The organism is Luteimonas chenhongjianii (assembly GCF_002327105.1).
GTDB classification, from domain to species: Bacteria; Pseudomonadota; Gammaproteobacteria; order Xanthomonadales; family Xanthomonadaceae; genus Luteimonas; species Luteimonas chenhongjianii.
Genome location: NZ_CP023406.1, coordinates 1,254,794 through 1,277,706, shown reverse-complemented (window position 1 = coordinate 1,277,706; position 22,913 = coordinate 1,254,794). Strand labels below are relative to the sequence as shown.

The window sequence follows — 22,913 nt, the reverse complement described above, 5'->3', positions numbered from 1 at the left end:
GTTGCCTGTCGGCGTCAGACCGCGACCGGCGCCTTGATCGCCGGCAGCGGGTCGTAGCCATCGATCGCGATGTCCTCGAAGCGGAACGCGAACAGATCGGTCACCTCGGGGTTCAGGCGCAGCGTCGGCAGCGGCCGGGGCGCACGTGCGAGCTGCTCGCGCGCCTGCTCGAAGTGGTTCGAGTAGAGGTGGGCGTCACCGAGCGTGTGCACGAAATCGCCGACCCCCAGCCCCGTCACCTGCGCAACCATGTGGGTCAGCAGCGCGTAACTGGCGATGTTGAACGGCACCCCGAGGAAGATGTCTCCGCTGCGCTGGTAGAGCTGACAGCTGAGCTTTCCGTCGACCACGTAGAACTGGAACATCGTGTGACAGGGCATCAGGGCCATGTCCGGGAGATCGGCGACGTTCCAGGCACTGACGATCAGCCGACGCGAGTCCGGGTTGCGGCGGATCTCGTCGACGACCCAGCGGATCTGGTCGATCTCGCGGCCGTCGCTGCCGGTCCAGCGCCGCCACTGCTTGCCGTAGACCGGGCCGAGATTGCCGTGGGCATCGGCCCATTCGTCCCAGATGCCGACCTTGTGCGCCTTGAGATACTCGATGTTGGTGTCGCCCTGCAGGAACCACAACAGCTCGTGGATGATCGAGCGCAGGTGCAGCTTCTTGGTCGTGACCAGCGGGAAGCCCTGCGCCAGGTCGAAACGCATCTGCCAGCCGAACACGCTGCGGGTGCCGGTGCCCGTGCGGTCGGCCTTGTCGTTGCCGTGTTCGAGTACGTGGCGCAGCAGCTCGAGATACGCCTGCACGTCAGTCCACCTTCGCCGTCGCGGGTACCACCGGCAGCAACACCGGTGCGGTGCGCGAACGCCACAGCAGGAACAGACCCAATGCGATCAGCGGCATCGACAGCACCTGCCCCATCGTCAACCAGCCGAAGGCCAGATAGCCGAGGTCGGCATCGGGCACACGCACGAACTCGACCAGGAACCGGAAGACGCCGTAGAGCAGCGCGAACAGGCCCGAGACCGCGTAGCGGCGGCGCGGCCGGCGCGAGAACCCCCACACCAGCACGAACATCACCACGCCCTCGAGGAAGGCCTGATAGAGCTGCGAGGGATGCCGGGCGAACTGGTCCAGCGCGCCGGCCGCGAACTCGGCCTGCAGCCGCTCGGCGGACCAGCCGCGGAACACGGGGTCGGTCGGGAACACCACGCCCCAGCCGGCCTGCGTGTACTTGCCCCACAGCTCGGCGCCGATGTAGTTGCCGATCCGGCCCAGGCCCAGGCCCAGCGGCACCAGGGGAGCGACGAAATCCATGACGTCGAAGAAGTGCAGCCGCTGCCGGCGCGACCACAGCCATGCCGCCACCAGCACGCCCAGCAGGCCCCCGTGGAAGCTCATGCCGCCATCCCAGACCTTGAACAGCATCAGCGGGTCGGCCAGCAGCTCGCCGGTCGCATAGAACAGCACGTAACCGATGCGGCCGCCGAGGATCACGCCGAGGATGCCGTAGAACAGCAGGTCGCCGAAGGCCTCCTCGTCCACGCCGGGCAACCGGCCGGCGCGGATCCGCGCGCGCCCGAGCAGCCACGCACTGGCGAAGGCCAGCAGGTACATCACGCCGTACCAGTGCACCGAGGGCTGGAAGGGACCGATCTGTGGCAGCTGCAGGGCGATCGGATCGATCTGGTGGAGAATCGTCATCGGATCAGCGCGGCATCGGGTCGGTGGGCTCATCCACCGGCGGCGTGCGCTCGCCGCGCACGCGCATCGCGTTGCGCTTGGCCCACAGGTTCAGCAGCTCGACCGCGGCGGAGAACCCCATCGAGCCATAGATGTAGCCCTTGGGAATGTGCACGCCCACGCCATCGAGCAGCAGGTACGCGCCGATCAGCACGATGAAGGCCAGCGCCAGCATCTTCACCGTCGGGTTCGCGTCGATGAACTTGCCGAGCGGTTGCGCGGCCACCAGCATCACCGCCACCGCCAGCAGGATCGCGCAGACCATCACCGGCACGTAGTCGCCGGCCATGCCGACCGCGGCGATCACCGAGTCGAGCGAGAACACGATGTCGATGACCGCGATCTGCGCGATCACCGTGCCGAACGACGCGGTCGCCTTGCCGAGCGTGCCGTGCGCTTCACCGTCCTCGCCCTTGAGCTGCTCGCGGATCTCCATCGCGCCCTTCACGATCAGGAACAGGCCGCCGAGGATCAGCACCAGATCACGCACCGATATGCCGCGTCCGAATACGGCGAACAGCGGATCGGTCAGCCCTGCGAGCCACGCGAGCATCAGCAGCAGGCCGATGCGGGTGACGCAGGCAACGGCGATGCCGAACTTGCGCGCGAACTCGCGCTGTTCCAGGGGCAGCTTGGCGACGGCGATCGAAATGAACACCAGGTTGTCGATGCCCAGAACGATCTCGATCGCGCTGAGGGTGATCAGCAGGATCCAGACCTGCGGGTCGGTAAGCAATTCCATCATGGGGAAGAGGTCCTCGATTGTGTTTCCATCGGTGCGGGGCAGTCTGTCGCGCTCAAAGCCAACGCGGCAGCAGAATCAGGCCCCACACCACCAGTACGTTGAGCATCGCGACGAACACAGCGGCCGAACCCATGTCCTTGGCCCGGCCCGCGAGCTCGTGGTGCTCCGGCCCATAGCGTTCGATCACGGTCTCGATCGCCGAATTGAGCAGTTCCACCGATAGCACCAGCAGGCAGCTGCCGAGCAACAGTGCGCGCTCCGGTCCATTGGCGCCCAGCCACAGTGCCAGCGGCGCAAGCACCACCAGCAGGTAGACCTCGAGCCGGAACGAAGACTCGTGCAGCCAGGCCGCGCGCAATCCCTGCCACGACCAGACCGTCGCCCGGAAGATGCGGCCCAGACCGCGTGGCCGATGACCGATTCCGTCCGCCATCGGTCACCGCGCCTCCGGCGGAGCGCGACACGGGGCGCGGACGCCAAAACGGCCCGACACGGGCCGCGCAACAGTCGGTGACATGGGGGACCGCGCATACAGTCGTGAAGCGCCAATTCTGACACGTCCACGGCGCCACGTCGGCCGCTCGCGGTTTGCATCGCCCGTCCGTGGCTGTTGAACTGGCGTGGCGACCGATCCGGAGACTCTGCAATGCGCACGCAACATCTCCCTGCAGCCCGCGCCGTGCTGGCCGCCGCGCTCATCGTTCTGGGCCTGCTGGCCGGCTGCGCCGGGCGCAACGTGGTCCAAGCCCCGCTGGATCCCGTGTCGTCGCCCGAATGGGCCACGGACATGGCGCGATTCGCCGCCGAGGACGTCGCCACGCCGCCGCCCGCGCGGCCCGTGGTCTTCACGGGCAGTTCGTCGGTGCGCATGTGGGAGAGTCTCAAGCGGGATTTCCCGGGCGTCACCGTGCTGAACAGGGGCTTCGGGGGCTCCCAGGTTCGCGATGCGGTCTGGTACGCCGAGGAAGTGGCCCTGCGTTATCGGCCGCGCCAGATCGTGCTCTATGCCGGCGACAACGACATCTCCGAAGGCCGCACGCCGGCCCAGGTCGTCGCCGATACCCGGGCATTCGTTGCCCGCGTCCAGTCGGCCCTGCCCGGGACGCCGGTCGCCCTGCTCGGGATCAAGCCGAGCCCGTCGAGAGTGCACCTGCTCGGGTTCCAGCGCGAGACCAACGAGGCGCTGCGCACCTGGGCTTCGCGCCAGCGCAACATCGCCTACATCGATGTGTTCACGCCGATGCTGGGCGCCGACGGACTGCCGCGCGAAGAACTCTTCATCGCCGATCGCCTGCACATGAACGCCGCGGGCTATGCCTTGTGGCGCGAGATCATCGGCCCCTATCTGCTGCGCTGACGGCGGTCGCGGCACGCTGACAGCAGGATCACAGCGACCAGCAAAAGGCCGGGGTCGACCGCGACTGCGGCTGTGAAGCAGGGCCACACCGCGCGCCGTGGTCGGGGGTCGGGGGAATCGCCGGAAAATGTGCTCGGGCGAGAACGGGCGGGCCTTCAGCGCCAGGCATACGCGCGCCTCCAGAGGTGGCTCGCCCATCGGCGCTGCGCACTGGGAATGAGTCGCGTCAGCACTTGAAACGATTACAGCCCGATTTCCGTGTCCCGCCGCACAGTGCAAAAGGGCATGGCGTGTGGAGGGTTCCCCGTTCATTGACAGTCGGCGCCGCACCCGCCAGCGTCCTCGGACCGGTATGCATTCGCGTGCCTTGAACTGCAGGAACAGGGAAAAACCGCCGACAGACCAACTTCGTCAAGGAACCCAGCCATGATCCGCAAGCATCTGCTCGCCCTCGCCGTGTCCGCCGTGTCCGCCGTGCTCGCCGCGCCCGCCTTCGCCGCGGAATTGCGCAAGGTCGAGAACGCCATCCCCGGCAAGTACATCGTCGTCTTCAACAGCGGCGACATCCGAGAACAGGTCGATGCAGACCGCCAGGCGGGTCGTCTCGACAAGGCCCTGGCAGGCTCGGCAGATGCGGCGATCGCTGCGGAGGTGGAGAAGCGCGTGGTCGACATCGCCGCCCGCTACGACCTGCCGGTCAGCCAGCTCTATACCCACGCCCTGCACGGCATGGTCGTCGATGCCGACGAGCGCAAGCTTGCGCGCCTGCTCAACGATCCCCGTGTCGAGTTCGTCGAGGAAGACGGCTACATCGAGCTGTCGGCCACCCAGACCGGCGCGACCTGGGGACTGGACCGGGTCGACCAGCGCGACCTGCCACTCAATGGCAGTTACATCTACACCCCGCTGGCCGCGAACGTGCGCGCCTACATCATCGACAGCGGCATCCGCGCCGGGCACACCCAGTTCGGCTCGCGCCTGCTCTCGGGCTATTCGGCGATCAACGACGGACGCGGCACCAACGACTGCAACGGGCATGGCACGCACGTCGCGGGCACGGTCGGCGGCACCACCTGGGGCGTCGCCAAACAGGTGCGGCTGGTGCCGGTCCGGGTGTTCGGCTGCTCGGGGGGAAGCTCCAACTCGACGATCATCGCCGGCATCGACTGGGTCCGTGCGAACCGTGTGCTGCCGGCCGTGGCGAACATGAGCCTGGGCGGACCCGCATCGTCCGCGACCGACACCGCGACCAACAACCTCATCAGCAGTGGCGTGACCGTCGTCGTCGCCGCGGGTAACGACAACGGCGCCAATGCCTGCAACTACTCGCCTGCGCGCGTGGCCAATGCGGTGACCGTCGGCTCGAGCACGCGGACCGACGCGCGCTCCTCGTTCTCCAATATCGGCAGCTGCGTGAACATTTTCGCGCCCGGCAGCGCCATCACCTCGGCCTGGCACACCAGCACCTCGGCGTCCAACAGCATCAGTGGCACGTCGATGGCGTCGCCCCATGTCGCGGGTGCGGCGGCGCTGTACCTGACCAACAACCCGTCCGCTTCGCCGGCCACGGTACGCAACTGGCTCTACAGCAATGCGACGACGAACCGGCTGAGCGGCGTCGGCTCGGGCTCGCCGAACCGCCTGCTTTATACCCGCTGAGCGTCGTGATCGTTCGAGGGCGTCCCGACCGGGGCGCCCTCGTCGCGTTGGGGGTTCGATCGCGCGGCCAGCGCACCCGCTGCAGCTTGCGTGGCCACCCGCGTGTTTCACCGTCCGGAAATCCGCGTCGGGCCACACTGCATCCCACCTGGCTTTCCGCTGGAGTCGTCGATGCGCCATCCTGTTCCCGCAGCCCTTGCTGCGTTGCTACTCGGAGCCGTCATGCAGCCTGTATTCGCCCAGTCCACCGTGTCGCCGCAACGGCCGGGGGATCCCGGCTACGAAGCACTGCTGCAGGCAGCCACCGAGCCGGTGCGGGCCCGATTCGGCGACGCCATCCATGTGGAGGTGGAACGCCTGGACCGCCTGGGCCAATGGGCCTTCCTGCAGGGCACGATGCATGGGGCCGATGGCGGACGTCCCGATTACGCAGGCACGCCCTATGCCGAGCGCGCTGCCGCGGGCGGGATGTCGGATGTCTACGTGGCCCTGCTGCAGGCGACCGCCCCTGCGGCTGAGGATGCCGCACCGGACGCGCCCGAGCGCGTGCTCGACGTCGCGGAGGCTGCGGGCGGTGCAGATGTCCCGAGCGCGCAGGCTGGCGATGGCGAGACGGTGGAATGGACTCTCGTCGATCACTCGATCGGGCCATCGGACGTGAGCTGGCTCACGTGGCCACAGGCGCATGCCGCGCCGCGTCAGCTGTTCGGCTTCTGACCGGCGAACCCGAAAAAGGCCGGCGAAGGCCGGCCTCTGGTTCGACGCCCGTCGGTCAACGTGACGGGGTGATGATCTCGTAGTTGCCCGACGCGCCACCCCAGCTCACCCGCTGCGAGCCGTCGGCATTGACGTTGTTGGAGCCGATGAAGGTCGGCCGGCCATTGTCGAAGCCGGCGAACAGCACGACGTGCGACTGGCCATCGCGTTGCATCAGCACCACGTCGCCCGGTTTCGCGTTCTGCAGCGAGACGGTCTGCCACCCGTCCCCCTTGAGATTGTTGGCGAGCTGGTCGACCGATGCGCTGGCCTGCCCCGGTTCGATCAGGCCTGCCTTCTGCAGCACGGCGGATACGAAGTTGGCGCAGTTGACGTTGTTGGGTACCCAGGACTGCATCGGCAGCTCGTCGCTGTACTTCAGTTCGCCTGCGTTGCGCCCGATGAACTGCTCGGCGATCGCGGCGGCATTGTTGCCGGTGACCGTTCCGGGACCTCCCACCGCGCCGGGCCCGGCAACGGTATCGGCCGGCGCGCCCCGGCCTGCGCCGGCCGCGCCGGGCACCACCAGGGTGTCGCCTGCGTAGATCAGATCAGGATTGCTGATCTTGCTGTTTGCCGCCATCAGGGCGTCGACGGAGGTGCCATACCGGGCCGCGAGCCCGGAGAGGGTGTCTCCCCAGGCGATGTTGTGGGTGCCACCTGCAATTGCGGTCATTGCATCGTCTCCAGAGCGGAAGCTGCGGGCCGCGACGCGCATGTGCGCGGTCGCGGCCGATACGCCACCTTCGCGTTGCCCGGCGCGCGGCTCAATCTGGGAGCGACCCTAGGTCGGCGGCCGCACCTGTTCAGCGCACGGCGCTCACCGAGCAGACGACGCGCCGTTACTGCTGGCGCAGCGCCTCGATCGGATCGAGCTGGGACGCCTTGCGCGCCGGGTAATAGCCGAAGAACAGCCCGGTGGCGACCGAGAATCCCGCAGCAAGCAGCACCACCTGGCTGCTGAGCGCGGTCGGCAGGTCGCTGAAATGGCCGACCAGCAGGGCGCCGCCCACTCCGATCGCGATGCCCAGCACACCACCGCCAAGCGAGAGCAGCATCGCCTCGGCGAGAAACTGGCGACGGACATCGGTCGGCCCGGCGCCGACCGCCATGCGCAGCCCGATCTCACGGATCCGCTCGGTCACCGACACCAGCATGATGTTCATGATGCCGATGCCGCCGACGATCAGCGAGATCGTCGCGACTGCGCCCAGCAGCAGCGACATCAGCCGGGTAGTCGCCGTCCGCGTGGCGACGATCTCGGAAATGTTGCGCACGGCGAAGTCATCCTCGCCGCCGGGCGCGATGCGATGGCGCTGGCGCAGCAGGGCTTCGACCTCGCCCTGCACGTAGGGCAGGTCGTCGGCGTTCGCGACCGTGAGTGCGATCTGCATCACTGCCCCGGCCGGCAGGCCCATCGCCCCGAGCAGCCGGCGACGACCGGTTTCCAGGGGGACCATCATCACGTCGTCCTGGTCCTGGCCGAAGCCGCCCTGGCCTTTGGAGTTCAGCACGCCGACCACGGTGAATGGCGTGCGCCCGATCCGCACCGTCTGCCCGACGCCGCTGTCTTCGCCGAACAATTCGCGGCGCACGGTCTCGCCGATGATCACGCTCTTGCCGGCGCCGCTGTAGTCGTGGGGCTCGAACCCCGATCCTTCGACGATCGTCCAGCCGTTGATCTCGAAGAAGTCGGGCTGTACGCCCTGCCAGGTGCTCGCCCAGTTTTTCTCCCCGAATACGATCTGGCTGTTGCCACGCAGCGAGCCCGACACCAGCTGCACTTCCGGAATCTCTTCGCGGATCGCCTCGGCGTCGCCCTCGCTCAGGGTGAAGAAGCTGCTGCTGGCCTGGCGCGCGCCCCCCGTGGTACGCCGCGAACCGGGCGAGATGTCGAGCCGCTGCGAACCCAGCCCCGACACCATGCGATCGATCTCGGCCTGCGTGCCCTGGCCCACCGACACCATGACGATCACCGCAGCGATGCCGATGATCACGCCCAGCGACGTCAGGGCGCTGCGCATCCAGTTGCCGCGCAGTGCAAAGATCGCCGTGCGCAGTACGTCGAGATAGGTCATGGCGTGACTCCGGCGGACGCCTGCGCGATGCGGGTATCGAAGGGGCCTTCCTCGTGCAGCTCGCCGTCACGCATCACCATCGTGCGATCGGCATGCGCGGCGATGTCGGGATCGTGGGTGATCAGCACCACCGTATGTCCCTCGACGCACAGGCGTTTGAACAGGGCGAGGATCTCCTCGCCGGTCTTCGTGTCGAGCGCGCCGGTCGGCTCGTCGGCCAGCAGGACCGGCGGACGGTTGATCAGCGCGCGCGCGATCGCCACGCGCTGCTGCTGCCCACCGGACAGCTCGCTCGGCCGATGGCCACCGCGGTTCGCCAGGCCTACGGCTGCCAGCGCGTCGCGCGCCCGGCCGGCGCGTTCGTCGTGGGGCACGCGTGCATAGCCCAGTGGCATCGCCACATTCTCCAGCGCACTCATACGCGGCAACAGGTTGAAGCCCTGGAAGACGAAGCCGATCTTGTCCCGCCGCAGCTCGGCCAGTTGCTCCCGGTCGAGCGTGGCGACGTCGATGCCATCGCACAGATACTGGCCGCCGGTCGGCGTATCGAGACAACCGATCAGGTTCATCAGCGTCGATTTGCCCGAACCCGACGGGCCCATGATCGCGACGAACTCACCGTGCGCGATCGTCAGGTCCACGCCCTTGAGCGCGACGACCTCGGCCTCGGTCCCGGCCGAATAGACCTTCTCCAGCGCGCGGGTCTCGATGACCGGCGGCCGGACCACGGGCGGCGGCGTGGACGCACTCATCGGGCGGCCGCGCGCTCGCCGGTGACGATCAGGTCGCCCTCGGCCACCGCGCCCGCGATTTCGGTCGCGCTGCCGTCGCTGGCACCCAGTCGCACCGGTACAGCTTCGCGGCGACCTCCGACGAGGCGGTAGATGGTCACGCGGGTCGCGCCGACGGTGGCCGCCAGCGTCCGGTTCCACTGCGCGCGCTGCGTCGCATCGAGCGTTGCGGTGAACTCGGCGAACGTCTGCTGGAAGCGATCCATCATCCGCTGGCGGATCTGCGCCTGGACGCCGGGATCGCTGCGGGCGCTGCCGCCCGGTGGCATGCCGGGCGGTGGACCACCGGCCGGCATACCGCCGGAACGCCCGCCACCCCCCTGGCCGCCCTGCCCGCTCGGGCGCGCCGCCTGCTGGCTTTCGCGCATCGTCGCCAAAGCGCTGTCGAACGCCGCCTGCTGGCGTGCATCGAGCTGCATGGCGGCGGCAGCGGCAGCCAGGTCGTCGGCAAGGCCGCCGCCGCGCGGCGCCGAACCGCCGCCAGGCTGCGCAGCCGGGATGTCGGCGGCATCGGCCGGCCGATAACGCAGCGCGGCATTGGCGACCTTCAGCACATTCTCGCGATTGCTGACTTCGATCTCGGCATTGACCGTCAGCCCGGGCAGCAGGGTGCCGTCGGCGTTGTCGACGGCCACGACCACCGGATAGGTCACCACGTTGTTGGTCGTCGTCGCCGCCAGCCGGACCTGCTCCACGGTGCCGCTGAAACGCCGGTCGTTGAACGCGTCAGAGGTGAACGTCACGGCCTGGCCCACCTGCACCTGGCCGATGTCGGCCTCGTCGACCGCCAGTTCGATCCGCATCTTGCGCAGGTCCTCGGCGATCGTGAACAGCTCGGGCGCCTGCAGGCTCGCCGCGACCGTCTGCCCGGGCTCGATCGAGCGGGTGAGGATGGTGCCGTCCACCGGCGAGCGGATCACCGTACGCTCCATGTTGATGCGCGAGGTCTGGGTGGAGGCGGTCTGCTGCACGATCTGCGCCTGCGCCGAACGTACCTGCGCGCGGGCCTGCTCGAGCGCGGTGCGCGCGAGGTCGACATCACTTCGCGCGACCAGCTGCTGCCCGGCCAGCGCGGTTTTGCGCTCGTAATCCAGCTCCGCATTGCGCAATGCCGCCTGGGCCTGCGCCAATGCGGCGCGGGCGCTGTTGATCTGGGCCGAGCCCTGCTCGATCTGCGCCTGGTAGGTCGCCGGATCGATGCGGGCCAGCACCTGGCCCTGCTCGACGGTGTCGTTGAAGTCCACCAGCACCTCGGTGATCTGGCCGGAGACCTGGCTGCCCACGGTCACCGTCGAAGTCGCACTGAGCGTGCCCGTGGCCGAGATCACCACGCGGATGTCGCCGCGCTCGACCGGCGTCGTGCGCCAGGCGTCCTCACCGCCTGCGGCCGTGCGCTGCGACCACCACCACATGCCGCCGGCAGCGACCGCGGCGATCAGGAGGACGGGAACGAATCGCGGCACGGCGCGACGGCGGGGCTTGGTGCTCTTCGACATGGGTCAGGTCTGGAGTGACGACTGCACACGCTAACGCACCAGGCACGAAACAGTTGACTGCGCGTCGCAGTTTCCCTGATCGGGCGCTCAGCCGCGGCTCAAGCGGTTCAGACCAGGCGGTCCCGGAACACGACGGTGACCGTGGTGCCCTCGCCGGCGGCACTTTCCAGTGCGACCGGCCAGCCGAAGCGCGTGCCCAGACGGCGCACGATGGACAGGCCGATCCCCTTGCCCGACTGTGAAAACGGGTCTGCGCGATAGAACGGGTCGTAGACGCGCTTGAGCACGTCGGCGGTCATGCCGATGCCGCTGTCGCGCACGATGATCCGGTCGTTCATGACGATCACTGCCACGCCACCGGTCTCGGTGAATGCCCAGGCGTTGCGCAGCAGGTGACCCAGCATCACGCCGAGCACGCGCGGCGGGGCGTCGAGCCGCGGGCGGGCCTGGACGTCGAGTTCGAGCGTGAGGTGCTTGCCCTCGAACAGCGGCCGGACCTTGTCGAGTTCTTCCTCGACCACCTCGACCACACCGAAGATCTCGCTCTGTGGCATCACGCCGCGCTCGCGAGCAAGCACCAGCAGCGCATCGATGACCGCTTCCATGTCCTGAGTGGCGCGCCGGATCCGCAGCAGCGGCCGTTGCTGGTGCGGTGGCGTGGCCGGGTCGGACGCGATCATGTCGCTGGCCACCCGGATCACCGTCAGCGGGGTACGCAGCTCATGGCTGGCATCGCGGGTGAACTCGCGCTCACGCCGCACGAAGGCGCTGATGCGCTCGCCCAGCCCGAGCAGCGCACTGGTGAGCGCGCGCGCCTCGCGGCCGGTGTCCTCGCGGGTCGACAGCGGCGGCGGCACGCCGTCGCCATCGTCGGACGGGTTCCAGCGTGCAACCTCGTCGGCCAGCCGATGGATCGGCAACACGATCCGCCTGGAAGTGCGATAGGTCATCCAGGAGACGACGAACATGGTCGCCATCATCAGCAGCGCCAGCGCTCCGGCCGCGAGCGCGAGGATACGATCGAACAACGACAGCGAAGCGGCGAGGTAGAGGGTGCCGCCCGGCCGACGGTCGACGAGCAGCACGCCTTCGGTGTCGCTACGCGGCGAAAAGCCCTCGGGGGCATCCTTGAAGCGCACGACGCTACCCATCGCCCGCTCCGCGCCGACGATCGACTGCAGCGCGCTGCCGTCGTCGGGCACGAAATATCCCTGCAGGTTGACGCCGAAGGGCGGCGGATACGCCACGTCGGTACCGCGCGCCTGCCACCAGACATCGGCCTCCGCGCGGAGCCATTGCCGCGCGACGACCTCGCGGCCGATGAAGGCCGCGGTCATGACGCAGACGATCAGCGTCAGACCGGCAATGACCGCCTGGAACGTGAACGCATCGCGGATGCGGTTGGGAAGACCTTGGGGCATCGTGGAGCGCTAGATCGGCTCAGGCCGGCGACTGTTCAATGTCGGCGATCCGGTAGCCGGCGCTCTGCACGGTGTGCAGCAACTGCTTCTCATAGGGCTTGTCGATGATCTTGCGCAGGTTGTACAGGTGACTGCGCAGGGTGTCGGAGTCGGGTAGGCTGTTGCCCCAGATCTCGCGCTCGATCTCCTGGCGGTTGACCACACGCGGCGATTCGCGCATCAGGATCGTCAGCAGTTTCATGCCGATCGGCGAGAGCTGCAGCTCGGTACCTCCGCGCGTGGCGCGCATGCTGGCCGGATCGAGCACCAGATCGGCGACCTTGAGCACTTCCGAGCCGACCTGGCGGCGTTCGCGGCGGATCAGCGCCCGCAGGCGCGCCTCAAGCTCCTGGATCGCGAACGGCTTGGTCAGGTAGTCGTCTGCCCCCGAACTCAGCCCGGTGAGCTTCTCGTCCAGGGTGTCGCGCGCGGTCAGCATCAGCACGGGCGTCGACTTGCGCGCGTCCTCGCGCAGCCGCTTGCAGACTTCGATGCCGTCCAGGCGCGGCAGCATCAGGTCGAGGACGATGACGTCGTAGTTGTTCTCGGTCGCCAGGCGGTAGCCGTCGAGGCCGTCGGCGGCATAGTCCACCTCGAAGCCCCGACCTTCCAGATATTCGCCGACCATCTCGGAGATGTTGCGATTGTCCTCGACGATGAGGACGAGACCCCCGGGTTCCTGACCTGCGCGCATGAACAAACTCCAGACCTGGTGCAATGGATTAAGGTTTGTGAAACTCTCATTTTTGAAGTGCACGAGTTGTGAAGATTCCGTATGTCGCCATGGCTGGGGCCTCCGGCGCTACGATCGGCGCTCCCCCGTCCCTGACCCTGCGCCATGACCGGCTACGAACGTTATCTCCCGATCCTGTTGCTGGTGGGCTCGAACATCTTCATGACGTTCGCCTGGTACGGGCACCTCAAATACCGGAGCGCGCCGATTCTGACCGTCATCGTCGTCAGTTGGGGCATCGCGTTCTTCGAGTACATCCTGATGGTGCCGGCCAACCGCATCGGCGCAACGGTCTACTCCGCGCCGCAGCTCAAGGGCATGCAGGAGGTGATCACCCTGCTGGTCTTTGCCGGTTTCTCCACGTGGTACCTCGACCAGCCGCTGAAGTGGAACCACTGGGCCGGCTTCGCCCTCATCATCGTGGCGGCCTGGCTGATCTTTCTGGAATGACCGTTCGCGTGGACGGTCGAACGAAGACGGGCGCGTCGCCCTGCCGCGCGGGGAGCCGACGGCCTCAGAAGCGGATGCGTCCGGTCAGGATGTCCTTGAACATCACCCAGTCGCCCATGAAGGAATACAGCGGGTGCCGGAACGTGGCGGGCCGGTTCTTCTCGAAGAAGAAATGCCCCACCCAGGCGAAGCCATAGCCGCAGACCAGCGCCGCGAGCAGCCACCAGGCGTTGCGATGCCACAGCGCGACGCCGAGCAGGACCAGCACACCGCAGCTGCCGATGAAATGCAGGCGCCGCGACACCGCGTGCGCATGTTCGCCGAGATAGAACGGATAGAACTCGCGAAAGCTGGCGAATCGCTGCATCGGTCTGCCCGGAGAGTCGTTGCACCATTGATCGCACCGGGCCCGGCGCGCGTCAACCGGCTCAGCTGCTGCGCGGCGCCAGCATGATGATCGCCATGCCCGCCAGGCACAGCCCGGCGCCGAGCAGATCCCAGCGGCTCGGCGCGACGCCATCCACGCGCCACAGCCACAACAACGCGACCGCGACATAGACCCCGCCGTAAGCCGCGTATACGCGGCCCGTTGCAGTGGGATGCAGGCTCAGCAGCCAGACGAAGGCCGCGAGCGCGAACGCTGCCGGCACCAACAGCCAAGGGCTGCCGTTCTGGCGCAGCCACAGCCACGGCAGATAACAACCGACGATCTCGGCCAGCGCCGTCGCAACGAACAGCAGCAGGACCTTCATGGATCGCGTTCAGCCTGCTTGGCGCGCAGCCAGTAGCCGTCCTGGGCGTCGAGCCCCTGCCCCGCCAGCGGCGTGCCATCGGCTTCCGCCATCGCTTCCATCGCGCGGAACCTGCGCTCGAACTTGTGGTTCGCGCGGCGCAGCGCGCTGCCGACATCGACCTTCGCGTGCCGCGCCAGGTTTGCCGCGACGAACAGCAGGTCGCCGATCTCCTCTTCCAGCCGCGCCTGCGCCCCGCTGTCGCCGGGGTCGGCGGCGATCGCAGCGAACTCCGCGCGGACTTCGTCGATCTCCTCGTGCAGCTTGTCGATCACCGGCGCCGGCCCCGGCCAGTCGAAACCGACCCGCGCGGCGCGCTGCTGCAACTTCACCGCGCGCTGCCACTCGGGCAGTCCACGGGCGATGCCGGCCAGCGCCGAGACATCGGTCTCGCCCGCCGCCGCGCGTTCGGCACGCTTGATCGCCTCCCAGTTGCGTAGCACCGTCTGCGCGTCACCGGCACAGGCGTCGCCGAAGATGTGCGGATGACGGCGGATCATCTTGTCGCTGATCGCGTCGACGACGTCGCCGAATGCGAAGGCGCCCTGCTCCTCGGCCATCCGCGCATGGAACACGACCTGGAACAGCAGGTCGCCCAGTTCGTCGCACAGGCCGGGAAGATCCTTGCGATCGATCGCGTCGGCGACCTCGTAGGCTTCCTCGATGGTGTAGGCGGCGATCGATGCGAAATCCTGCTCCAGATCCCAGGGGCAGCCGGACTGCCGATCGCGCAGACGCGCCATGATCTCGAGAATGCGGCGGATGTCGCCCGGGGCATGCGGCATGGGAATTCCTGTGGCGAGACGGGAGGTGGCGCCGAGTCTAGCGAGCGGTGCAGCGCGTGGCAGCGCGCGTCCGCTGCGTGGGATGGCGCTCAGCCGCGGGACCCGACCCAGTCGCGCCATGGCAGGCCCGGATCGCCCAGCGCGATGAAGTCGCCATTGAGGATCGTGTCGCGCTGGTTGTAGCGGAACGGTCGGCCGTGCGGGTCGAGCACGACGCCGCCGGCGCCCTCGAGGATCGCCTGGCCGGCCGCCGTATCCCATTCACTGGTCGGACCGAAGCGGGGATAGACGTCCATGCCGCCTTCGGCGAGGCGACAGAATTTCAATGAAGATCCCAGCGCCACCGGCATTGCATCGCCGATACGGGCGAGCAGCGCGGTCGTCCGTGGATCGCGATGTGACCGGCTCGCGGCGACACGCAGCCCGCAATCGCCATGGCGCCGCGGCGCGTGAAGTGCGATGTCGCGCGCACCTTCGCGCTTGAAGGTGCCGAGCCCGGGCGCGCCATGCCACAGCTCGCCGGTCACCGGTGCCTGGATCACGCCGAAGGTCGCGAGCCCCGCTTCGATCAGCGCGATGTTGACCGTGAATTCGCCGTTGCGCTTGACGAACTCGCGCGTGCCGTCGAGCGGATCGACCAGCCACATCCGCGTCCAGCTGCGGCGCGTCGCGGTCGGCACGGTTTCGGCCGATTCCTCCGACAGCACCGGGATCCCCGGGGTGAGCGCCTTCAGGCCATCGACGATGACGTGGTGCGCAGCCAGATCGGCGGCGGTGACCGGGCTGGCATCGGCCTTGCGGACGACGTCGAACTCGTCGGCGTAGATCCGCAAGATGGCCTCAGCTGCGGCGCGGGCGATCGCTATGACGCCCTCGCGCACATGCCCGGAAACGGGGTCCGCGGCCTCAGCCACCGTGGTGGCGCAGCCAGTCGCGGACGATGAACAGGGCAGCGATCGAGCGGCCCTCGGAAAAGTCCTCGCGCAGGATCAGCTCGTGCAAGGCATCGAGCTTCCACGGCACCACTTCAAGCTCCTCGGGCTCGTCGCCGGCCAGCCGCTCGGGATAGAGATCGCGCGCGAGGACCAGCGTAGCCTGGTGGCTCATGTACTGCGGCGCCAGCGAGATCGATCGCAGCGCCTCCAGGCGCCGGGCGCCGAATCCGATCTCTTCCTTGAGCTCTCGGTCGGCCGCCTCGAGCGCGGTTTCGCCGGCATCGATGCGGCCCTTGACCAGGCCCAGCTCGTAGCGGTGAAAGCCCGCGGCGTACTCGCGTACCAGCAGTACGGTATCGGCGTCGGCCATCGGCACCACGATCACCGCGCCGTGGCCACGCCCGTGCAGCCGTTCGTAGAGCCGGCGCTCGCCATTGGAGAACTCGAGATCGAGCCGCTCCGTGCGATAGAGCGCGGCATCGTGTTCGGTGACCTCATGGATGGTCGGCAGTGTCTTGCTCACGCCGGCACGCTCCCGCCTGCACGGGCGCGGCGATGCGGGGCGATAATGCGCGGATGACAGGACAGATTCACGATCCGGCCATTCTAGCCGACGGCAATGACTGGCGGACCCGCGACCTCGCCGCGGTCTGGCATCCATGCACGCAGATGCGCGAACACCCCGACGTGCAGCCGCTGCTGCCGATCGAGCGCGGCGAAGGCGCGTGGCTGATCGAAAGCGGTGGCCGCCGCATCCTCGATTCGGGCAGCAGCTGGTGGACCAACCTCCATGGGCACGCCGAACCCCGCATCGCCGAGGCCATCGCCACGCAGGCGCGCACGCTCGAACAGGTGATCCTGGCCGGCTGCACGCACCCGCGCGCGGTCGAGTTGGCCGAACGCCTGCTCAGGCTCGCACCCCGTGAGCCGGGGCGCGCGCCACTGACGAAGGTGTTCTATGCCGACAACGGCTCGGCGGGTGTCGAGGTCGCGCTGAAGATGGCGTTCCAGTGGTTCCAGAACCGCGGCGACGCGCCGCAGCGGACCAAGTTCGTCGCCCTGCAGAACGGCTATCACGGCGAAACCCTGGGCGCGCTCGCGGTGGGCGACATCCCGCTGTATCGACGGGTCTATGCACCGCTGCTGTGCGAGTCGGTGTTCGCGCCCTCGCCCGATGCCTACCTGGCCCGCGACGGCCTGAGCGCCGCAGGCCAGGCCGAGGAGGCCGCCGATGCGCTGGCGCAGCTGCTCGACGAGCACGCGGGCGAGATCTGCGCGCTGATCCTCGAGCCGTTGATCCAGTGCGCCGGCGGCATGCGCATGCACGATCCGGTCTATCTCAAGCGCGTGCGCGAGCTGTGCGACGCGCACGGCATCTTCCTGATCGCCGATGAGATCGCCGTCGGTTTCGGTCGCACGGGCACTTTGTTCGCGTGCGAGCAGGCGGGCATCCAGCCCGACCTGCTGTGCCTGTCGAAGGGCCTGACCGGCGGCTTCCTGCCACTGTCGACGGTGCTCGCGACCCAGGCGCTCTACGATGGCTTCCTCGATGCCTCGCGCGAACGTGCCTTCCTGCATTCGCACAGCTACACCGGCAACCCGCTGGCCTGCGCCGCTGCGCTGGCCTCGCTCGACATCTTCGAGAGCGACGACGTGCTCGCGCGCAACCGCGGCACTGCGGCGAAAATGGCGACACTGGCGGCCGAGGTCGGCATGCACCGGCACGTGGCCGACACCCGCCGGACCGGCATGGTCGTGGCCTTCGAACTGACCCGCGATGGCGACCGGCGCACGCCCTTCGACCCTGCGCTGCGCGTGGGCCTGCGCGCCTACCGTCATGCGGTCGAGCGCGGGGTGCTGCTGCGTCCGCTCGGCGACATCCTCTACTGGATGCCGCCCTATTGCATCGACGATGCCCAGCTGCAGCTACTGACCGCGGTCACGGCCGAGGCGATCGAGGAGGCGACCGCATGCGCGTGATCCGGGCATTCGTCGACCGTCCGCTCGGCCCCGGTGCGTCCATCGAGCTGCCGGACGATGCCGCCGCGCATCTGGTACGCGTGCTGCGCCTGCGCGAGGGCGACGCCTGCGTGTTGTTCAACGGCGACGGTTTCGATCACGACGCGCGCCTGGTCAAGGTGGGCAAGCGCGGTGCGAGCGCCGAGATCGTCGGTACGCGCGCGGTGGATGTCGAATCGCCGCTGCGGATCACCCTGGTCCAGGGCATCGCGCGCGGCGAGAAGATGGACTGGATCCTGCAGAAGGCCACCGAACTGGGCGTCGCAGCCTTCCTGCCGGTGTCGAGCGATCGCAGCGAGGTCAGGCTCGACGCCGAGCGAGCGGCCAAGCGCCATGCGCACTGGCGCAGCGTGGTGACCTCGGCCTGCGAGCAGAGCTGGCGCGCGCGCGTGCCCGAGGTCTCGGCGCCGCAGCCGCTGGCCGCTGCGCTCGCCGGGTTGGCGGGCAGCAGCGCGCGCTGGCTGCTCGACCCCGAAGCGGAGACCGGTATTGCGGCCCTGCCGGCGCCATCGGGTGACGTCGTACTCGCGATCGGTCCAGAGGGCGGCTGGTCGGCCAACGACCGCGCCGCTCTGGTTGCTGCGGGGTTCGGCGGCCTGCGCCTCGGACCGCGGATCCTGCGGACCGAAACCGCGGGCATGGCCGCGATCGCCGCGCTCCAGGCGCGCTTCGGCGACCTCGCCGGCTGAGCGCCGGCGCACGCACTCAGGCGGCGAGCGCCTCGCGAACCGAGAGTTCGATCCGGTCGATGTCGGGAATCAGGGCGACGTCGTCGTTGAGCCGCACCCGCGCGCGAACCGCGAACGGCAGGGCATCCTTGTCATCGCCCTGGGATTCATCGAGCAGCTTGTCGGCCGCGATCGTCACCAGGCGCGGAAAGCCCTCGGTCAGCAGCGCGAAGAACGGCAGACGCGCATCGCCGCCGAGCGCCTTGAGCACCACGACCTTGCTCGACAGGTCCGCGCGTTCGTCGCCCTGCCCGGCGAGCACCGGGAACGCGACCAGCGGCAGGCGCCACCCGCGCCAGCGCAGACGACCGAGCAGCCAGTCCGGCGCATCGGCCACCGCTTCGGGCGGCGAGTAGGACAGCACCTCGGAGATCGAGGCATTGGGCAGCAGCAGCTGGGTGGTGCCGGCGCGGATCAGCACGCCGCGGATTTCGTCATGGGTGCTCACAGCGACAGTTCTCCGGAATCGAAACGCCCCGCGCCGGGCATCCAGCGCGCGATCAGCCAGTCGGCGATATCACCGGGACTCCCGGACGGGCCGCCACGCTCGGCAACCGCCATCGCGGCGGCCGGGTCATAACAGCCATCCTCCGCCTGCCCGCCCACCAGTGCGCCCTGCCATGCCGGGCCCATCACCACGTCGACCAGCGCCGGATCAGCGCCGCTGAGGAACAGTACGGCGCTGTCGTCGGCCGGTACCGCGTCGGCAAGACCGCCAACATCGTCGCCTTCGGCGAACCGCAGCTCGCCCGCAGTCATGACCGGCAGCACGCCGGGCGGCAGGAAATAGACCTCGCCCGGGGCGACCGTCATTCCCGCCTCGGCCAGTTGCACCGGCATCGGGGTCACCCGCTCCATCTGCCGGACCAGGCGGTCATAGCGACCACCATCGAGTTGCAGGCGCACCAGTACCGGACGCGGGAAGCCTTCGGGCAATGCAGCGAGCAGTTGCCGGACCGCGTCGGGCCCACCCAGACCGCCGGCGATGAGTACCACGCCCTTGCGCGGGCCGTGGCCGTAGCTGTCGGCATCGGCCAGGCTCAGCCCGGCGATGCGGGACTCGAGATCGGAGATGTCGCGCTGGAGCATGGTCGCAGGCGCGGCCGCGTCCGCCCCGAGCCCGGGGGCCTGCGCGGGCAGTGCATCGCCATCGAGCAGTGTCAGCGGGGACGTGCTGGCCTCCCCAGCCGCCGCCGGGCTGGCGACGGGCGTATCACCGGCATCCTCGATGTCCGCAATGCCGTCAGGCGTCGTTTCGATCGACGACCCCGACTCCGGCGTCGACGCCTCGGACCAGCTGGCCAGATTCTCGTCCAGGTCACGGACTTCGCCCGGTGGCGCGGCCGGTGGCGTGTAGCTGGCCTCGTCGTAGTCGGCCAGCTGGAAGTCGAAGCTGAATTCCACAGCAGGGGCCTGCGTGAGCGGCGCATCGAACTCGGCCGCGACCGGATCGAAGACGAGATGGGTCGAATCGTCGAGCGCCGGCCCGGGCTCGTGCGTGGTCTCGACATCCACAGGCGCGGCCGACGCCGCGAGCGCGAGCGCGCCTGTGTCGGTATGCGCGTCCAGCTCCAGCGACAGCGGCTCCGGCACGGACGCCTCGTTCGCACTGGATGGAGGCAGCACGTCGCCGAAGCCATGGAGTTTCGCCGCGAGATGCCGCACCCAGCGCGCAGCGTCCCAGCCGCTGCGCTCGAGCACCAGCGCGGCCTCTTCGAAGATCACCGTCATCCCCGGCGCGGCGAAGCGCGGCTCGAAGGGCTCGAGCGCGGCTTCGTCGACGGGATCGAGCACCACGACCAGCACCGATGGCGCCAGGGCATCGAGGGCATCGGGCGCATGCTGCGCGGGATCGAGCGATGTGATCGGATCGGCTCCGGCCTCGACCAGGGCTTCGACCACGCGATCGCGCGCGGCGCCTTCGCGCGCCAGCACGACCGTCCGGATCGCGTCACGCATCGTCGCGCTCCAGGTTCAACAGCTCGTAGACGTGGCGCAGCAGTTCCGGCTCCTGGTAGGGCTTGCCGAGATAGCGGTCGACACCGATCTCGAACGCACGCTGGCGGTGTTTCTCGCCCGTGCGCGACGTGATCATCATGATGCTGACATCGCGCAGGCGAGCGTCGGCCTTCATGTGGGTCGCGAGCTCGTAACCGTCCATGCGCGGCATCTCGATATCGAGCAGCATCAGGTCGGGCACGCGTTCGTCCATGCGCTCGATCGCGTCGATGCCGTCCTTCGCTGTGATGACCTCGAAGTTGTGTCGCTCGAGCACGCGGCCGGTGACCTTGCGCATCGTCACCGAGTCGTCGACCACCATCACCAGCGGCACTGCGCGAGCCGCCGGCGCCGGTTCGGGCACGTGCAGCGCAGCGTCGGGATTGGCAGCGAGGTGCGCGCCATAGCGGCGCACCAGCGGTGCGACGTCGAGGATCACGACCACGCGACCGTCGCCCATGATCGTGGCGCCGAAGATGCCCGGGATCGATGTGACCTGCGGACCGACCGGCTTCACCACGATCTCGCGGTTGCCGATGATTTCGTCCACCGCGACGGCTGCGCGCAGCTCACCCGCACGGATCAGCAGCAGCGGCATCTGCAGCTGGCCTTCCGCGCGCGCCGGCGGCTGGCCGACGAGGCGACCGAGGTCGTGGAGCAGATAGTCCTCGCCGCCGTAGCGGTAGATCGCGCCGGGCGTTGCTTCGGCGCGACTGATGCGACCGACGCCGCGCACCGAAGCGATCGGCACCGCGAAGCTGGTCTCGCCGATACGCACGAACGCGGCCTGGGTGACGGCGAGCGTCTGCGGCAGGCGCAGGGTGAAGGTGGTGCCGGCACCGGCGCGCGAGTGGATGTCGAAGGTGCCGCCGAGCTGGCGGACTTCGCTCGCCACCACGTCCATGCCGACGCCACGTCCGGCAAGGCGGCTGACCTCGGTCGCGGTCGAGAAGCCCGGCTGCAGGATCAGCGCGTCCAGATCGGGATCGGCCACCTCGGCCCCGGCCTGCAGCAGGCCGCGTTCCTCGGCGCGACGGCGGATCGCGGCACGGTCCAGGCCCGCGCCGTCATCACCGACCTCGAGCACGACTTCCGAGCCCTCGCGACGCACCGCGATGCGCACCTGGCCTTCCGCCGGCTTGCCGGCCTTGCGACGTGCTTCCGGCGACTCGAGACCATGCGCGACCGCATTGCGCAGCATGTGTTCCAGCGGCGAGACCATGCGTTCGAGCACGTTGCGATCGAGCTCGCCCTGGGTGCCTTCGAGCTGCAGCTGCACCGGCTTGCCGGTGTCCTGCGCGGCCTGACGCATGACCCGGCGCAGACGCGGCACGAGCCCGTCGAACGGCACCATGCGCGTTCGCATCAGGCCTTCCTGCAGGTCCGAGCTGACCCGCGACTGCTGCGTCAGCAGGGTCTCGTACTGACTGGTCTGGTCGTCGAGCGTCTGCTGCAGGCTGCCGAAGTCGGATGCAGTCTCGCCAAGCGCGCGCGAGAGCTGCTGCAGGGTCGAGAACCGGTCGAGTTCCAGCGGATCGAACGTCGTGTCGGAGGTGTCGCCTTCTCGCTGGTAACGCGCGACGATCTGCGCTTCGGTCTCGATGTCGAGCCGGCGCAACTGGTCGCGAAGACGCGTATTGGTCTGCGCCAGTTCGTTCATCGCCGCGCGGAAGCCGCCCAGCTGCTGTTCCAGGCGCGCGCGATAGATCGCGACCTCGCCTGCGTAGGTAACCAGCCTGTCGAGCAGATCGGCGCGGATGCGGACCTGTTCCTGCGAGCCACGCAGCGCGGTCTCCTCGTCCTCAATGCCGGCATCGAGCGGCAGCGGTGCCGACAGCGGTGCCAGTTCGGCCTTCGCAGACGCCGGGGCGGGCGCCGGAGAGGCGGCCGGCGCATCGCCCGTGGCGGTGCCGTTGAACGCCTCGACCAGGGCCTGCGAGGGTCCGATCGCGCGGCGTTCGCCGGCACGGGTGACCATCGTGTGCAGACGATCGAAGCCGCGTTCGAGCAGCGACACATCACCACGCTTCAGGGTGCGATGGCGTTCGGCGACCGCTTCGAGCAGGGTCTCCATCGCGTGCCCGAGCTCGCCGATCTCCATCAGCCCGGCCATCCGCGCACCGCCCTTGAGCGTGTGCAGATCGCGCTGCAGGCCGGCCACCGCGTCACGGTTGTCGGGTGTCTCGCGCAGCTGCGCCAGCAACGCGTCGGAATGGTCGAGCAGGTCGATGCCTTCCTCGACGAAGATGTCGACCAGTTCCGGATCGAGGCCGTCGAGCGCCAGCGGCGCATCCGGGTCCTCTTCATGGGCCGGCAGATCAGGCGCGTCGTCGATATCGCTGCTGTCGGCGGGCTGAGCGGCTTCGGGCGTGACGGCCACGGACGG

General features: G+C 68.7%; 23 protein-coding genes and 1 pseudogene. 6 read left to right on the top strand and 18 right to left on the bottom strand.

All coding sequences use genetic code 11. The features are described from left to right. Positions 1–14: 14 nt before the first annotated feature. Genes CNR27_RS05780 through CNR27_RS05765 form a run of 4 tightly spaced genes read right to left on the bottom strand, consistent with a single transcriptional unit; the run spans position 15 to position 2,924 of the window. Positions 15–809 (bottom strand): thymidylate synthase, encoded by a 795-nt coding sequence (locus tag CNR27_RS05780; RefSeq protein ID WP_096297341.1) that lies wholly within the window; start codon positions 807–809, stop codon positions 15–17. Between the two features lies 1 nt (position 810). After that, on the bottom strand, positions 811–1,707 hold the full coding sequence (gene lgt, locus CNR27_RS05775) for a prolipoprotein diacylglyceryl transferase (protein WP_096297340.1): 897 nt from the start codon (positions 1,705–1,707) through the stop codon (positions 811–813). 4 nt (positions 1,708–1,711) lie between these two features. Further along, positions 1,712–2,491 (bottom strand): TerC family protein, encoded by a 780-nt coding sequence (locus CNR27_RS05770; RefSeq protein WP_096297339.1) that lies wholly within the window; start codon positions 2,489–2,491, stop codon positions 1,712–1,714. A 52-nt stretch (positions 2,492–2,543) separates the two neighbouring features. Beyond that, the gene (locus tag CNR27_RS05765) at positions 2,544–2,924 is read right to left on the bottom strand and encodes a diacylglycerol kinase (RefSeq protein ID WP_096297338.1); all 381 of its coding nucleotides are present in this window, start codon (positions 2,922–2,924) and stop codon (positions 2,544–2,546) included. Between the two features lie 213 nt (positions 2,925–3,137). On the opposite strand from CNR27_RS05765, the gene CNR27_RS05760 reads away from it, so the two are divergent. The 3 genes from CNR27_RS05760 to CNR27_RS05750 all read left to right on the top strand — a co-directional run bounded on the left by CNR27_RS05760 (position 3,138) and on the right by CNR27_RS05750 (position 6,224). After that, on the top strand, positions 3,138–3,848 hold the full coding sequence (locus tag CNR27_RS05760; protein ID WP_096297337.1) for an SGNH/GDSL hydrolase family protein: 711 nt from the start codon (positions 3,138–3,140) through the stop codon (positions 3,846–3,848). 426 nt (positions 3,849–4,274) lie between these two features. Next, entirely contained in the window at positions 4,275–5,507 is a 1,233-nt protein-coding gene (locus CNR27_RS05755; protein WP_096297336.1) for a S8 family peptidase, read from the top strand. 222 nt (positions 5,508–5,729) lie between these two features. Further along, a complete protein-coding gene (locus CNR27_RS05750; RefSeq protein WP_096297335.1) occupies positions 5,730–6,224 on the top strand; it encodes a hypothetical protein in 495 nt (164 codons plus the stop codon). A gap of 55 nt (positions 6,225–6,279) precedes the next feature. Here CNR27_RS05750 and CNR27_RS05745 read toward each other — a convergent pair whose 3' ends face one another. The 6 genes from CNR27_RS05745 to CNR27_RS05720 form a co-directional block, all read right to left on the bottom strand. Next, on the bottom strand, positions 6,280–6,939 hold the full coding sequence (locus CNR27_RS05745; RefSeq protein WP_199730906.1) for a C40 family peptidase: 660 nt from the start codon (positions 6,937–6,939) through the stop codon (positions 6,280–6,282). A 166-nt stretch (positions 6,940–7,105) separates the two neighbouring features. Continuing rightward, the gene (locus CNR27_RS05740) at positions 7,106–8,341 is read right to left on the bottom strand and encodes an ABC transporter permease (protein WP_096297333.1); all 1,236 of its coding nucleotides are present in this window, start codon (positions 8,339–8,341) and stop codon (positions 7,106–7,108) included. Then, complete coding sequence (locus CNR27_RS05735; protein ID WP_096297332.1) at positions 8,338–9,093, bottom strand: ABC transporter ATP-binding protein; 756 nt, start codon at positions 9,091–9,093, stop codon at positions 8,338–8,340. The genes CNR27_RS05740 and CNR27_RS05735 overlap by 4 nt, the downstream gene beginning before the upstream one ends. Next, positions 9,090–10,628, bottom strand: coding sequence for an efflux RND transporter periplasmic adaptor subunit (locus tag CNR27_RS05730; protein ID WP_096297331.1), 1,539 nt, complete (start codon positions 10,626–10,628; stop codon positions 9,090–9,092). The genes CNR27_RS05735 and CNR27_RS05730 overlap by 4 nt, the downstream gene beginning before the upstream one ends. A 107-nt stretch (positions 10,629–10,735) precedes the next feature. After that, entirely contained in the window at positions 10,736–12,049 is a 1,314-nt protein-coding gene (locus CNR27_RS05725; protein WP_096297330.1) for a sensor histidine kinase, read from the bottom strand. A gap of 19 nt (positions 12,050–12,068) precedes the next feature. Then, positions 12,069–12,782: a response regulator transcription factor gene (locus CNR27_RS05720; RefSeq protein ID WP_096297329.1), complete on the bottom strand. Its 714-nt coding sequence runs from the start codon at positions 12,780–12,782 to the stop codon at positions 12,069–12,071. Between the two features lie 144 nt (positions 12,783–12,926). On the opposite strand from CNR27_RS05720, the gene CNR27_RS05715 reads away from it, so the two are divergent. Beyond that, positions 12,927–13,271 carry a DMT family protein gene (locus CNR27_RS05715; RefSeq protein WP_096297328.1) on the top strand — a complete coding sequence of 115 codons (345 nt, stop codon included), beginning with the start codon at positions 12,927–12,929 and terminating at the stop codon, positions 13,269–13,271. Between the two features lie 64 nt (positions 13,272–13,335). Here the strand turns inward: CNR27_RS05715 and CNR27_RS05710 are convergent, their stop codons facing one another. The 5 genes from CNR27_RS05710 to nudE form a co-directional block, all read right to left on the bottom strand. Beyond that, positions 13,336–13,638, bottom strand: a complete 303-nt coding sequence (locus CNR27_RS05710; RefSeq protein ID WP_096297327.1) for an Mpo1-like protein — start codon at positions 13,636–13,638, stop codon at positions 13,336–13,338. Positions 13,639–13,699: 61 nt separating this feature from the next. After that, the gene (locus CNR27_RS05705) at positions 13,700–14,023 is read right to left on the bottom strand and encodes a YnfA family protein (protein ID WP_096297326.1); all 324 of its coding nucleotides are present in this window, start codon (positions 14,021–14,023) and stop codon (positions 13,700–13,702) included. Further along, positions 14,020–14,847 (bottom strand): nucleoside triphosphate pyrophosphohydrolase, encoded by an 828-nt coding sequence (gene mazG / locus CNR27_RS05700; RefSeq protein ID WP_096297325.1) that lies wholly within the window; start codon positions 14,845–14,847, stop codon positions 14,020–14,022. Before mazG ends, CNR27_RS05705 begins: the two co-directional genes overlap by 4 nt. Positions 14,848–14,936: 89 nt before the next feature. Next, entirely contained in the window at positions 14,937–15,761 is an 825-nt protein-coding gene (cysQ, locus tag CNR27_RS05695) for a 3'(2'),5'-bisphosphate nucleotidase CysQ (protein WP_096297324.1), read from the bottom strand. Continuing rightward, positions 15,754–16,305, bottom strand: a complete 552-nt coding sequence (gene nudE, locus CNR27_RS05690; RefSeq protein ID WP_233580286.1) for an ADP compounds hydrolase NudE — start codon at positions 16,303–16,305, stop codon at positions 15,754–15,756. Before nudE ends, cysQ begins: the two co-directional genes overlap by 8 nt. 53 nt (positions 16,306–16,358) lie before the next feature. On the opposite strand from nudE, the gene bioA reads away from it, so the two are divergent. After that, on the top strand, positions 16,359–17,762 hold the full coding sequence (gene bioA, locus CNR27_RS05685; RefSeq protein ID WP_096297323.1) for an adenosylmethionine--8-amino-7-oxononanoate transaminase: 1,404 nt from the start codon (positions 16,359–16,361) through the stop codon (positions 17,760–17,762). Further along, on the top strand, positions 17,753–18,490 hold the full coding sequence (locus CNR27_RS05680; protein ID WP_096297322.1) for a 16S rRNA (uracil(1498)-N(3))-methyltransferase: 738 nt from the start codon (positions 17,753–17,755) through the stop codon (positions 18,488–18,490). The genes bioA and CNR27_RS05680 overlap by 10 nt, the downstream gene beginning before the upstream one ends. A gap of 16 nt (positions 18,491–18,506) precedes the next feature. Here CNR27_RS05680 and CNR27_RS05675 read toward each other — a convergent pair whose 3' ends face one another. From CNR27_RS05675 to CNR27_RS15905, 3 genes and pseudogenes are all read right to left on the bottom strand, one after another. Further along, positions 18,507–18,977, bottom strand: a complete 471-nt coding sequence (locus CNR27_RS05675) for a chemotaxis protein CheW (protein ID WP_096297321.1) — start codon at positions 18,975–18,977, stop codon at positions 18,507–18,509. Further along, complete coding sequence (locus CNR27_RS05670; RefSeq protein WP_096297320.1) at positions 18,974–20,488, bottom strand: chemotaxis protein CheB; 1,515 nt, start codon at positions 20,486–20,488, stop codon at positions 18,974–18,976. The genes CNR27_RS05675 and CNR27_RS05670 overlap by 4 nt, the downstream gene beginning before the upstream one ends. Then, positions 20,481–22,775, bottom strand: a pseudogene (locus CNR27_RS15905) (response regulator); the annotation flags it as partial. The gene CNR27_RS05670 and the pseudogene CNR27_RS15905, both read right to left, overlap by 8 nt. Positions 22,776–22,913: the final 138 nt, after the last annotated feature.

Coding starts and splice junctions, on each gene's coding strand:
- lgt (WP_096297340.1), bottom strand. CDS start 1,707: ATGACGATTCTCCACCAGATCGATCCGATCGCCCTGCAGCTGCCACAG.
- CNR27_RS05770 (WP_096297339.1), bottom strand. CDS start 2,491: ATGATGGAATTGCTTACCGACCCGCAGGTCTGGATCCTGCTGATCACC.
- CNR27_RS05765 (WP_096297338.1), bottom strand. CDS start 2,924: ATGGCGGACGGAATCGGTCATCGGCCACGCGGTCTGGGCCGCATCTTC.
- CNR27_RS05760 (WP_096297337.1), top strand. CDS start 3,138: ATGCGCACGCAACATCTCCCTGCAGCCCGCGCCGTGCTGGCCGCCGCG.
- CNR27_RS05755 (WP_096297336.1), top strand. CDS start 4,275: ATGATCCGCAAGCATCTGCTCGCCCTCGCCGTGTCCGCCGTGTCCGCC.
- CNR27_RS05750 (WP_096297335.1), top strand. CDS start 5,730: ATGCAGCCTGTATTCGCCCAGTCCACCGTGTCGCCGCAACGGCCGGGG.
- CNR27_RS05745 (WP_199730906.1), bottom strand. CDS start 6,939: ATGACCGCAATTGCAGGTGGCACCCACAACATCGCCTGGGGAGACACC.
- CNR27_RS05740 (WP_096297333.1), bottom strand. CDS start 8,341: ATGACCTATCTCGACGTACTGCGCACGGCGATCTTTGCACTGCGCGGC.
- CNR27_RS05735 (WP_096297332.1), bottom strand. CDS start 9,093: ATGAGTGCGTCCACGCCGCCGCCCGTGGTCCGGCCGCCGGTCATCGAG.
- CNR27_RS05730 (WP_096297331.1), bottom strand. CDS start 10,628: ATGTCGAAGAGCACCAAGCCCCGCCGTCGCGCCGTGCCGCGATTCGTT.
- CNR27_RS05725 (WP_096297330.1), bottom strand. CDS start 12,049: ATGCCCCAAGGTCTTCCCAACCGCATCCGCGATGCGTTCACGTTCCAG.
- CNR27_RS05720 (WP_096297329.1), bottom strand. CDS start 12,782: ATGCGCGCAGGTCAGGAACCCGGGGGTCTCGTCCTCATCGTCGAGGAC.
- CNR27_RS05715 (WP_096297328.1), top strand. CDS start 12,927: ATGACCGGCTACGAACGTTATCTCCCGATCCTGTTGCTGGTGGGCTCG.
- CNR27_RS05710 (WP_096297327.1), bottom strand. CDS start 13,638: ATGCAGCGATTCGCCAGCTTTCGCGAGTTCTATCCGTTCTATCTCGGC.
- CNR27_RS05705 (WP_096297326.1), bottom strand. CDS start 14,023: ATGAAGGTCCTGCTGCTGTTCGTTGCGACGGCGCTGGCCGAGATCGTC.
- mazG (WP_096297325.1), bottom strand. CDS start 14,847: ATGCCGCATGCCCCGGGCGACATCCGCCGCATTCTCGAGATCATGGCG.
- bioA (WP_096297323.1), top strand. CDS start 16,359: ATGACAGGACAGATTCACGATCCGGCCATTCTAGCCGACGGCAATGAC.
- CNR27_RS05680 (WP_096297322.1), top strand. CDS start 17,753: ATGCGCGTGATCCGGGCATTCGTCGACCGTCCGCTCGGCCCCGGTGCG.
- CNR27_RS05670 (WP_096297320.1), bottom strand. CDS start 20,488: ATGCGTGACGCGATCCGGACGGTCGTGCTGGCGCGCGAAGGCGCCGCG.